The sequence below is a fragment of the Rothia sp. LK2492 genome (genome assembly GCF_040946345.1).
Taxonomy (GTDB): domain Bacteria; phylum Actinomycetota; class Actinomycetes; order Actinomycetales; family Micrococcaceae; genus Rothia; species Rothia endophytica.
The window spans coordinates 19319-31647 of sequence record NZ_JAYWLX010000004.1 but is presented as its reverse complement, the minus strand read 5'-3'; the positions used below and the strand labels follow the sequence as shown (position 1 = coordinate 31647).

Sequence of the window (12329 nt, the reverse complement as noted above, 5' to 3'; positions counted from 1 at the left end):
AGAACGATGATTATTCACCTTCCAATGTATGTCAGGTAAAGAAATAGGTTATGGCTTCATCACATAGTGATACATCAGGTCAGCAGCATTTAGAACGCCAGATGAGTAGCAGGCACATGCTAATGCTCTCCCTGGGAGGCGTCATTGGCACCGGTCTGTTTTTGAGTTCGGGCTACACCATTAATCAGGCGGGCCCATTGGGTACGGTGCTGGCCTACGGGCTGAGTGCCCTAGCCATGTTTGGCGCCTTGCCCTTACGAGATGGCGGGGAAGCACCGGGTTTTTCTAATATTTTTGCCGACGGACTGTTTCCCAACGGGTTCACGGCTGTTTTCACCGTGATGCTCACCGTTAATTTTGCCTTCTCAGGCACTGAACTCATCGGTGTCGCTGCCGGTGAAGCCAAAGACCCTGAACAGTCAATACCCCGTGCTATCCACGGCACCCTCTGGCGTTTAGCTATCTTCTTTGTGGTGGCTATCGTTGTCATGTCAGCTCTCATCCCTTATCAAAGCGCAGGAGTGGAGCAGAGCCCCTTCGTCACGGTCTTTGAAATGATTGGGGTGCCTTACGCGGCCGACCTGATGAACTTTGTAATTATCACTGCTATTCTGTCGGCCGCTAACTCCGGGCTATACGCTTCGACCCGCATGCTCTGGTCTTTAGCTAATGAAGGCATGATCCCCCAACAGCTGGCTTCCGTTAACAGGTTTGGTGTGCCCTTCTTCGCTATGTGTATCTCCATGGTGGGAGGCTTGCTGGCCCTGCTATCTAGCGTTGTGGCAGCTGGCACCGTCTACCTTCTTCTGGTATCTGTATCGGGGCTCGCCGTAGTACTGGTATGGATTTCGATTGCGGCCTCCCACATCGTGTTCCGCAAGAGGTACCTGGCAGAAGGCAAGAGCCTGGCTGATTTAGCCTACAAAGCTCCTGGCTACCCCTGGACCTCCTGGGCGGCCCTCATCCTCAGCTCTTTGTCCTGCATTCTCATCGTGTTTGATGAAACTCAGCGGCCCGCGCTGTACTACACCGTGCCGTTTGTGGTGGCCTGTTACCTGGCACACCGCATATTTATAGGTAAGCGTGACAGAGTAAGTGGCTAGTTTCCACATCTTTCCACTTAAACTATAAAAAGTTATCCACAGGTGGGGATAAGTCTGGGGATATTCGAATTAAATACACTTAATGTTCGATGAGATTCGAAACTGCCCCGGTATTGAGCGATAAAAGCAGGTGCTCTATTTCGAAAATACACGGCTTATCTTCGAAAATGACACCGATGTAAGTTTTCCACTGTGTGGATAAGGTCTGTGGATAACCCGGGTATTTCATGAGATTTCTCCCTCCTATTTATCTCTTTGAGGCTTCTTACCCACATTTGGGCAGACTCTCCCCACTTTAAGTGGATATTGTTCACAGTCTTATCCACAGCTGGGGAAAACTTTTATTAAACCTTACAGAATTCCTTAGATTCCGGTGGCTACACATCCCAAATGCAGACCCTCAGTGTGGATAACATCTGTGAAAGAAGAAACCCCCAACGGCTATCCGTCAGGGGTGCTAGAATTTTAGGTGTGCGGCAGACTGCACGAGCAGCCTACAGGGGGCTCATCTAGTCCAAAGGCTGAACATTTTCCAGGTTGATGACCGAGCTGGGCTTGTCCCCCAGTACAGCTTCACCGATTTTAGCCAAGGCAGTAATCTGGCGGTTCTGGAGACGGTCAAAAATAAGCTGACGCACAGCGGCTACGTGACCGGGCGCGGCGTCGTGCACTTTGGCGCGACCTTCGGGTAGCAGGTGGCAGATTGAAACTCGGCGGTCCTTCTTCCAGACGGTACGCTCCACGAAACCGTCCTTTTCAAGGCGGGTCACCACTCGAGACAGGCGGGGAAGCAGGGTGTTGGTCTGACGGGCGAGCTCGGTCATGGTGAGCTTATGATGCGGAGACTCCGAAAGCATGGCGAGCACCATGTACTCCACGAAACTGAGGTCAGAATCTGCCTGTAGCTGGCTTTCGAGCTGACCGGGCAGGTTGAACATAATAGAGGAAAGGAAAAGCCACCCTTCGCGTTCTTCCTCATTAAGCCACTGTGGAACCTCAGCGGCGGAAGTGACTTTTTGGCGGCTCATAAAATCCTCATTCTAGGCTGGAAAGGCGATTCTTCATCTATTGTAGTTTCTCACATAGCGCTTCATATTCACCCACAGTATGAGAGACTTCCCGTACTCTCTCACATAATTGGTTCGATGGCCCCAAAATAACTGAGCGCCTCTCCCTCTAATATTTGGTAAGCTGACATACTAAGGTGTGCCGGGAAGACTGGTCGGCTCGCCAGCTCAACCTATTACTCGCCATCTTAGGGCGGTTAGGTCATAAGCTGGCGGTAGATATTCTTGCAGAAGAACCACAAATCAGAAGGCTTTATGACGACCGATAACACCGTGCTCTCGCGAGGTTCCTACAAGGAATCCCAGCGCATTAGCGAAATCCTTTCTAAAGAATCCACCGGCGGCATCATTCTGCTGATCGCCACCATCTTGGCCCTTATCTTTGCCAACTCAGCAGCATCAGAACACTATTTTGGTCTGCGCGACACCTACCTGGGTGCAGACTTCTGGGGGCTACACCTCAAACTCTCCATCGGCCACTGGGCAGCAGATGGACTGCTCGCTGTCTTCTTCTTTCTGGTCGGTCTCGAACTTAAAAAGGAGTTCGTAGAAGGCGATCTGCGTAACCCCGGCAAGGCGATGGTTCCCATCGTGGCGGCAGCTGGCGGCGTCGCCTTGCCCGCTTTGTTCTACGTACTGGTTAACCTCAACAGCAGCGATGAAGCACTGGGCGGCTGGGCAATCCCCGCCGCTACCGATATCGCCTTCGCCGTAGCCGTCCTGGCAGTCATTGGTTCGCACCTACCCGCAGCTCTGCGTACCTTCCTGCTGACCCTGGCAGTGGTCGATGACCTTATCGCGATTACTATCATCGCCGTCTTCTACACCTCTGATCTGCAGATTGGCTACCTGGCGCTGGCGATCATCCCCATCGCCCTCTACGCACTGGTCGCCCGTAAAGGTGAGAAACTCTTCCATCTCTCCCCCACCGCTAGCTGGCTCATTCTGCTACCCATTGGCTTCATAGTTTGGGTGCTCTTCCTCAACTCAGGTATCCACGCCACCATCGCCGGCGTTATTCTTGCCTTCTTGATTCCCGTACGCCAGAACACCCGCACTGAAGCAGCGGACGCCCACCACGGTCTGGCCGAGGTCATGGAGCACCGCGTGCGCCCCTTCTCCGCAGGTTTCTGCGTACCCGTATTCGCCTTCTTCTCAGCGGGCGTCTTCATCGGCGGTTGGGAAGGCTTCACCACCTCCATCACCGAGCCCATCGCTTACGGCATTGTCATTGCTCTGGTACTGGGCAAAATGATTGGCATCACCGGATCCACCTGGCTAATTACTCGCCTGCGCGGTGCCAACCTTGACCCTGATATCAAATGGGTAGACATCTTTGGTGTAGCCTCTCTTGCCGGTATCGGTTTCACCGTTTCATTGCTCATTGCCGAGCTATCCTTCGGTCTGGGGTCTGACTATAACGACGACGCCAAGGTTGCTATTTTGACCGCTTCGGTCACCGCCGCAATTATTGGTGGCGCAATCCTATCTACGCGCAACAAGCACTATAAGAGGATTGCCCTCAAGGAACTTGAGGACGTCAACCAGGATGGCGTGCCCGACGTCTTTACTGACGACAGCGCTAAGCAGCAGCTTTCCTAGACATCAAGCCAGCACTGCTTAGAAGAGGGGAACCCCACCCGGGGTGCCCCTCTTTTTTTTGTTCAGATTTAGCGGGAACGGTAGGGGTAACGTTCATTTTCTCGCTCGTACATACTGAACATAATGTTCCATCAGGAGCATAATGGGTAAAGCACAGCGTGCAGAAGTTTAAGGTGAGCTCGCCTAGACACACTGACACGTCCTCCTTTTCAGAGAAAGAACGACATGTCCCAGACGCCTCAGAGCCAGGATCTCTTTTCCCGCGGCTCCTATGCAGAAACTGCCCGCATTTCAGACATCATGCGCAAAGAGTCGGTGGGTGGTTTCATCCTTCTTGCCGCCACCGTGCTTGCCGTGGTGCTGGCAAATACCCAGGCGTCCCACTTCTACGAGACTGTGCGTGACACTGAGGTCGGCATAACTGTGCCCGGCTTTAGCCACCTGATGATGAATGTGCACCATTGGGCCGCAGACGGCTTGCTCACTGTCTTCTTCTTCCTCACCGGCCTCGAACTCAAAAAAGAGTTCGTGGTGGGTGATCTGCGCAGCCCAGGCAAAGCAATCGTTCCGGTGGCGGCGGCCTTTGGTGGTGCTATGACTCCCGCTATTCTCTATTTCGCCATCAACCACGGCAGTGATACTGCGGTGCACGGTTGGGCTATTCCTGCCGCGACCGATATTGCCTTCGCGGTTGCTGTGCTGGCGGGTGTGGGCACCTTCCTCCCCGCAGCTCTGCGTACCTTCTTGCTGACTCTGGCAGTGGTCGATGACCTCATCGCCATCGTCATCATCGCTCTCTTTTACACCAGCAGCTTTCAGGCCTGGTACCTCATTGCCTCCATTATTCCCATCGGTATTTACTTCTGGGTGACTCACAAGCATGAGCGCCTCTTCCACGAAAAGAAGTGGGCTGCTTGGGTTATTCTGCTACCCCTGGGTCTTACTACCTGGGCACTTTTCTTAGAGTCCGGTATTCACGCCACCATCGCCGGCGTCATCCTCGGCTTCTGTGTACCGGTGCGTATGACCAGCCAGGCTAAGGCAGCCGGGTCGAACGGCGGCCTCTCTGAGGTGCTCGAGCACCGCCTGCGTCCGCTCTCTACCGGCTTCTGCGTTCCCCTCTTTGCATTCTTCTCAGCCGGTGTAGCGATTGGCGGTTGGGACGGCCTGCAGCGAGCAGTCGCTGACCCCGTAGCCATCGGCATCATCGTGGGCCTGGTAGTCGGCAAGACGGTCGGTATCACCGGCACCACCTGGCTGATTACCCGATTCCGCGGCGTCAACCTAGACTCCGACATCGCCTGGGTGGACATCATTGGCCTGGCGGTGACCGGCGGTATCGGCTTCACTGTCTCCATGTTGGTGGCCGAACTGTCCTTCGCGGCAGGGGGGGCTCACACCGAGGACGCCAAAATCGGTATTATGATCGGATCTGTCACCGCCGCTATCTGTGGCGCTGTCATCCTGTCCATGCGCAACAAGCACTACAAGCTGATTGCCCAGAAGGAAGCCCTGGACGAAAACCAGGACGGCATCCCCGATGTCTTTACGGATGACACCGGCAAACGCTAACCACGAAACGACAACGTCACAGTCCCGCCCCTTTGCACATTTGCGGAGGAGCTGTGAAAATTACTTAGGTATTTACGAGGGTATTTTCACCCCCACACACTGGCAAGCCCCCGCCCCACGTGCCGCGGCGGTTTGCTATTTAGCAGCGCACCCCCACCCCACCCATACAATAGGGGTGGTGTTGCCCATTAAAGATTTGGAGCACGCATGGATATTTTGCTGGACGCGGTTCACTGGATTAACCAGTCCACCGCAGGGGCGACTGAGAGAATTACTAATACCTCAGATGCCCTCTGGAAATACTTCCTTCTCTACGCCCTGGTTGCTGTTGGCCTCTTTATCACGGTAGCCACCCGCGGCGTCCAGTTTCGTTCCGTCGGTGAAATGTTCCGCACTCTTAGGGATCCAGCGGGCACCGAGTACAACGGCAAGAAGAGCATCTCAGCTTTCCGCGCTTTCACTGTCTCCGCGGCGTCCCGTGTAGGTACCGGCAACATCGCCGGTGTTGCGCTAGCTATCTCTATTGGTGGCCCTGGCGCAGTTTTCTGGATGTGGGTTATCGCGTCCGTGGGTGCGGCGTCCGCATTTGCTGAGTCTTTGCTGGGCCAGCTCTATAAGCGTAAGGGTGAAGACTCCTATATTGGTGGTCCTGCCTACTACATGCAGCGCGGCCTGAATGCCCGCTGGCTGGGTCTTATCTTTGTAGCTTTCATTGTGGTTACTTACGCTTTTGTATTTGTGGCTGTGCAGACCAACTCGATTGTGGACGCTGTGGCTGGCTCTTTTAACGTGGACGTCACCGAAACTCACGGCATGGGCTTCCGCTTGGCTATTGGTGCGATTATCGCTGTCGTCTCAGCCTTCATTATCTTCGGTGGAATTCGCACCATTTCATCAGTAACTGAGGTTCTGGTGCCAGTGATGGCAGTTCTTTACCTCTTCTTGGGTGTGCTCATCGTGGCTATGAACTTAGGTGAAATCCCCGGCATGATCGGTGATATTTTGGCTGGTGCTTTTGGCGTCAAGGAGTTCACCACCGGTGGTCTGATTGCAGTGATTACTCAGGGTATGCGCCGCGGCCTGCTCTCTAACGAGGCCGGTATGGGTACCGCACCTAACGCCGGTGCTACCGCATCCGTTTCGCACCCCGCCAAGCAGGGTTTCGTGCAGGCACTGGGCGTCTACTTTGACACCGTGCTGGTCTGCTCCATCACCGCTTTCATCGTGCTGCTCTCTAACCCCACCTACGGCGATCAGGCCAAGGGCGCTTCGCTCACCCAGAGCGCTCTGGCAGAGCAGCTGGGCCCCTGGGCAGTGCACTTTTTGACCGTAGCAATCGCTCTCTTCGCCTTCTCCTCCATCATCGGTAACTACTACTACGGTGAATCAAATATCCGTTTCATGACCGAGAAGCATCTGCCCATGAACATCTTCCGCCTCGTGGTCATTGTGTTTGTGTTCTTCGGTGCTATCGCGTCACTGGATCTGCTGTGGAACCTGGCTGACTTGCTTAACGGTGGCATGGTTATTGTGAACCTGACCGCGGTCTGCCTGTTGATGCCTAAGGTACTGAAGGTGCTGCGCAACTACGAGTCCCAGCGCAAGGCTGGCCTTGAGCCCATCTTCCAGGCTTCTGATCTGCCCGAGATTAAGAACCTGGATGCTTGGGACGGCACCGACGATCTGACTCAGCGTTCCTACTGGGACGAGATGGACCGCAAAATGGCTGAAAAGAAGGCAGCTAAGGGGCGCTAAAACGCAGGTGCCTATCCCCCGCCCTTCAACTTCTTAGAAAGTGAGTGAGAGCAGTCATTACCAAGTGGCTGGTCTCACTCACCTTTTTAGGGGGTGGCGTCCTCACCTTAACCCCATCGTCCACGCCTTATACACAGCAATAAAATTAATTGAATGGAGCATGATGATTCTGGCATAACGGCCCTAAGTTCCTAGGAAATACAGGAAAATTGTATTTATGTCAGTCAGCAACACCTCCGGTGTGCAGTTCATTGACAGCTACTTTAACTAAACCAGAAGGTAGCAGGCTACGCGTTTGAATGGTCACAAAGAAGGTTCATGACGAATTCGACCCTATAGATAGAGGGTTGATTAAGATTGACACCAAAGGCCCCCAGAGAAACCGTGGCCTCAGATATATACCTTCCTACACATCGCCACAGAACAACACGAAATATCTATATAAGGCAAGAAGGAACCCCATGCCCGTTGACCCTCAGCACACCCAGATTAAAGAGACTGCCTACACCCTGGCTAAGAAGTTTAGCTGGGCACTGGAATACAACGGTGGGCTAGAACTCGATGGGGAGTTCTTAGATGACGCTGACCTTTCCACCGAGCGCACCGAGGATGGGCTGACCGTGGAGTACGTGCTCAATATCAGCTACGCTGACAGCACCGCCTACGGTTTCACCCTCACCCGTGAGGATGCCGGCGGTCAGCTGACAGCCAGCACCGGCTTTGGTTCAGGGGCTAGTTTTGGTGGATCCTCAGCGTCCATCCCCAGTGGCACCTTCGGAGCTGGTTCCTTCGCTACCGACGGGATCCCGGGTGAGAATGCGATAACCCTGGCAGAGAAGTACTACATCACCACGGTAGCTGAGCTGGTGGAGGCGGTAGAAACAAAGCTGGAGGCTCTGGGTATCTAGCAGGGCTCTATTGGTACTCCACCCACATAAAAGGTAAGCTCACTTATACTACCGCCGTAGCAAAGGAGCACCCCGTGGCAACCTTCACCCACACTTCAACTTTCACGCCCTCTCAAGAAACGGTGAAAACCTGGCTGACCCGCCCCGGCGCTCTCACCAGGGCCACCCCGCACTGGTCAGGTTCGGTCAAGAAAGAAGGCGACCCCCAGGATCTTGGTTCACAGGCGCACCTTGCATCAGCCCTCCCCTTCACCTCAGGCCTACTCACTCTTCCCTGGACCGCCGAGCACGTGGCAGCAGGGGAAGATACTTTTACAGACCAGCAGGCTAAAGGCCCTTTCAGCTCCTGGCAGCACACCCACGACTTCTTTGAGACTCCCGGGCGCACCGTCATGCGGGACACTGTGACGTATGAATTGCTCCCCGGTGAGGAGCTGGGCACATCTGCTCAGGAGGCCGAAGGTAAGGCTAAACAGCAGGGCCTTAAGCTGCTGGGCACCGGCCGTAAAGGTGCCGAAAAAATTGGTGACACCCTGGTTAACAAGCACCTGACAAGAGTTTTTGATGCTCGCGAGCGCCGTATTGCTGCTGACCTTGAATTCCAGGAGCGGTACGCCCACGATCCCATCACCGTGGTTATCGCTGGTGCTTCAGGCATGGTGGGGCAGCAGGTTTCCGCCCTCTTGACCGGCGGTGGGCACACGGTGCGCACCCTGGTGCGCCGTGCTCCTCAAGCTGAGAATGAGTTTCGCTGGGACCCTGCCGCTGGTGAGATTGATACCGAGGCTTTTGATGGCGCGCAAGCTGTAATTCACCTGGGTGGCGCAAGCATCAATCAGCGTTTTACGGAGCAGAACAAGAAAGCTATTCTTGAGTCCCGCATCCAGTCCACCACCCTGCTGGCTAATACGCTTGCAGATGTGGCACGCAAGGACGGCGGCGCCGGCCAGGTGCCTCACACCTTCATTTGCGCTTCGGCGGTTGGTTTCTATGGAGCTGACCGGGGCACCGAGGTACTGACCGAAGATGCCCCGGCGGGTTCCGGCTTTTTAGCGGAGGTATGCCAGCAGTGGGAGGCCGCGACCGAACCTGCCAAGGAAGCTGGTCTGCGCACCGTTAATATTCGTACCGGCCTGGTGCAGTCAGCCCTTGGTGGCATGCTCAAAGTTCAGCTGCCTCTCTTTCTCACCGGCACCGGTGGGTATGTGGGCAGCGGTGAGCAAATGCAGAGCTGGGTGAGCCTGGACGATATTGCGGGCATCTATGTGCACGCTCTCTTCACCGATTCTTTGCAGGGGCCAGTTAACGCGGTTGCGCCCACCCCTGTTACCGCCAAGAAGCTGGCTAAGACTGTGGGGGCAGCACTCAAGCGTCCTGCGGTTCTACCGATCCCCCCGGCGGCCCCTGCCCTCCTGCTTAAAAAAGAGGGTGTGCAGGAGTTAGCACTTGCCAGCCAAAACGCCAGCGCCGACAAACTGGTCAAGAGCGGCTATGTTTTCTTTGAACCTGCTCTGCGTCAGGCACTAGAACACGAGCTGGTGCGCTAAACCTGGCACAACTAACGCCTCACCTGCGTGGACGCCGTCTCACCGCTTTCTGCTAGCAGAGTTAGCGGGCGGAGGCGGCGTCTTTTTACTACCCCGAACCGCAGTTTTATTTGATAGCTCAACCTTTTTTCTTTACCCGCATTCTGTCCCAGCACCTCCAAAAGTTAACCGCCACCCACTAAGCTGTTGTCTAGCACACTGCCCTAAACACACACGAAAGATGAGCAATGGCTTCTTCTCTCTCACGCCGCCTTGCGGGCATCACCGCCACCGGCGCAACTGTACTTGCCCTCATTGCGGTACCGGTTGACCATGCTAGCTCAGCAGATGCTCCTAGCACTCTGACCCTGCTGAACATCAACGATTTTCACGGCCGCATTTCTCCCAGCATCGCTATGGGTCTAGCTAACACGGTGCAGACCGAACGCGCAGCAGCTTCTGGGGATTCCATGTTGCTCTCCGCCGGTGATAACGTGGGTGCCTCTCTCTACGCTTCCAGCGTGCAGAAGGACAAGCCCACCATCGACTTCCTCAACGCTCTGGGCCTGCAGGCAACTGCCGTTGGCAATCATGAGTTTGATGCTGGCTGGGATGATCTGGTGAACCGTATCGTCCCTTCCTCTAACTACTCCCAGCTGGGCGCTAACGTTCTCACCCTTGACGGCGCACCTGCCCTGGACCCCTACTACACTTACACCACCGCCGAGGGCGTGAAGGTAGCTGTTATTGGTGCTGTCACTACCGAAACCCCTCAGCTGACTGACCCTTCAGCCCTCAGCACCATTCAGTTCACCGACCCCGTCGCGGCGGTTAACCGCTACGCTGAGCAGCTTTCAGATGGCAATGAAGCTAATGGCGAAGCTAATCTGGTCATCGCTGAATACCATGAAGGTGTTAATACCGGCGCTACGGCAACCGACGCAATCATCAACCAGACCAGCGGCGCTGTTGATGTTATTTTCACTGGCCACACGCACGAAGAATACGTTATTGACGCACCTGTTCCAGGCGAAAACCGCACTCGCCCGGTTCTACAGACCGGTAACTATGGGGATAATCTGGGCAAGGTCGTGCTTAACCTGAGCGCCGACGGCGCAGTGGAAAGCTACACGGCCGGTCTCGTGCCTAACATGGGTGCCCCCAGCGCTGATCAAATCGCTACTGACCCCGTGCTGGCTACTGCAAACACTATCATCACCGATGCTAACGCCTACGCTACTGAGCAGGGCTCAGTAGTGGCGGGTCAGGTCACTGGCCCCATTACCACCGGTTATGATCCCACAACCGCCGCTAAGGGCGGCTTTGATATGCGTGACCGTGAATCCACCATGGGTCACCTGGTAGCTGATATGTACCTGCACGCCGCTAACTCATCCGGGCGTACCCCCGCGGACATCGGCATCGTCAACCCCGGCGGTCTGCGTGATGAACTACCCGCTGGTCTGCGCACCTCACTTGGCGCAGCTGCTGGAACCGATGTGCGCGTCATGGACGTCGTGAACGTAACCCCTTTTGCTAATAACCTTTGGACCACCGAGCTCACCGGTGCACAGCTACGCAGCGTGCTAGAAGAGCAGTGGCAGCAGACCTCAGCTGGTGAGATGGCTACCCGCCCCTACCTTCAGCTGGGTTTCTCCTCGAATGTCACCTACACCTACACCGGTGCGCCCACGGCTGAAGGCTACGCAACCCGCGGCTCTAACATCCTGGATATTTTTGTGAACGGTACTAAGGTTGCGGATAATGACACCTACACCGTAGCTATCCCCAGCTTCTTGCTGGGCGGAGGCGATAACTTCGGCACCCTGTCCGCAGGGGCAAACGCCAAGGACACCGCGCTGGTTGATTCGGATGCTTTCGTTTCCTACTTCAAAGAAATGGGCAGTGTTTCGCCCAACTACGCTAAGCAGGCAGTACAGGTGCAGAACCTGGCTGAATCCTATGACGTCAACGGAGCACTCACCTTTGATTTAGCGGATCTGAATGTGGATAGCTACGGTGTACCTAGCCTGACAGAACTGAAGGTCACTGTGGGCGGTATTGAGGTAGGCACCGCCACTGTGGCTGCTGACGGAACCGCCAGCATTAGCCTTGACATGGCTGGCAAGGGCGTTTCCAACGGCACCCACGAGGTTGTGCTGACCGATAGCACCGGCGTAGCTGGCACCGTGGTTCGCCTGAGCGCTAACTTCACCGGCGAGCAGAGCGTCCCACCCGTGGTTGAACCCAGCCCGGAGCCCAGCGAACCCGTCCCTTCACCCGAGCCCAGCCAGCCTGCGCCCTCTGATCCTGCTCCTTCACCGGAACCCAGCGACCCTGTACCTGCCGAACCTACGGTAGATCCCTCCGCAACCCCTGCGCCCACCTCTGAACCCACCGCTTTTGAATACGAGAACTGCCGTGCAGTTTGGGATGATCTAGACAGGCCCATCCAGGAAGGTGAGCCCGGTTTCCACCCCGGTCTTGACTCAGATGGTGATGGAGTTGGGTGCGAGACCGACCCTGACTACACCAATGATTCTGATGACTCCGGTTACTCCGATAGCTCAGGCTTCTACGGTTCTAGTGGTTACGGCTCTAACGGTTCTTCGCAGCGACTGGCTCATACCGGTTTCACCTCGATCATGATTGCTGCCGCTGGTGCGCTGGCAGTCTTCGCCGGTGGTGCCGCACTGGTAGCTAACCGCCGCCGCAAGGCCTAAGCTCTGCAAGCACTAACACTGGGCACCCCGCCTAGCCCACCCCGGGCAGGCGGGGTGCTCTGCAGGAAGTCTC

Annotated in this window: 8 protein-coding genes; 7 read left to right on the top strand and 1 reads right to left on the bottom strand. The window is 55.6% G+C overall.

Annotated elements, in window-relative coordinates; genetic code table 11:
• Nucleotides 1-50: 50 nt before the first annotated feature.
• Nucleotides 51-1103, top strand: coding sequence for an amino acid permease (locus tag VVR27_RS05685; protein ID WP_368547499.1), 1053 nt, complete (start codon nucleotides 51-53; stop codon nucleotides 1101-1103).
• Between the two features lie 509 nt (nucleotides 1104-1612).
• Here VVR27_RS05685 and VVR27_RS05680 read toward each other — a convergent pair.
• Nucleotides 1613-2131, bottom strand: a complete 519-nt coding sequence (locus tag VVR27_RS05680; RefSeq protein WP_368547498.1) for a MarR family winged helix-turn-helix transcriptional regulator — start codon at nucleotides 2129-2131, stop codon at nucleotides 1613-1615.
• 294 nt (nucleotides 2132-2425) lie between these two features.
• Here VVR27_RS05680 and nhaA (VVR27_RS05675) point away from each other — a divergent pair, with 294 nt between their 5' ends.
• The 6 genes from nhaA (VVR27_RS05675) to VVR27_RS05650 all read left to right on the top strand — a co-directional run bounded on the left by nhaA (VVR27_RS05675) (nucleotide 2426) and on the right by VVR27_RS05650 (nucleotide 12256).
• The gene (nhaA, locus tag VVR27_RS05675; protein WP_368547497.1) at nucleotides 2426-3772 is read left to right on the top strand and encodes a Na+/H+ antiporter NhaA; all 1347 of its coding nucleotides are present in this window, start codon (nucleotides 2426-2428) and stop codon (nucleotides 3770-3772) included.
• A 225-nt stretch (nucleotides 3773-3997) separates the two neighbouring features.
• The gene (nhaA, locus tag VVR27_RS05670) at nucleotides 3998-5344 is read left to right on the top strand and encodes a Na+/H+ antiporter NhaA (protein WP_368547496.1); all 1347 of its coding nucleotides are present in this window, start codon (nucleotides 3998-4000) and stop codon (nucleotides 5342-5344) included.
• Nucleotides 5345-5551: 207 nt separating this feature from the next.
• A complete protein-coding gene (locus tag VVR27_RS05665) occupies nucleotides 5552-7099 on the top strand; it encodes an alanine/glycine:cation symporter family protein (RefSeq protein ID WP_368547495.1) in 1548 nt (515 codons plus the stop codon).
• Between the two features lie 461 nt (nucleotides 7100-7560).
• Nucleotides 7561-8007 (top strand): hypothetical protein, encoded by a 447-nt coding sequence (locus tag VVR27_RS05660; protein ID WP_346872711.1) that lies wholly within the window; start codon nucleotides 7561-7563, stop codon nucleotides 8005-8007.
• Between the two features lie 74 nt (nucleotides 8008-8081).
• The gene (locus VVR27_RS05655; RefSeq protein WP_368547493.1) at nucleotides 8082-9554 is read left to right on the top strand and encodes a TIGR01777 family oxidoreductase; all 1473 of its coding nucleotides are present in this window, start codon (nucleotides 8082-8084) and stop codon (nucleotides 9552-9554) included.
• 227 nt (nucleotides 9555-9781) lie between these two features.
• A complete protein-coding gene (locus tag VVR27_RS05650) occupies nucleotides 9782-12256 on the top strand; it encodes a 5'-nucleotidase C-terminal domain-containing protein (protein WP_368547491.1) in 2475 nt (824 codons plus the stop codon).
• Nucleotides 12257-12329: the final 73 nt, after the last annotated feature.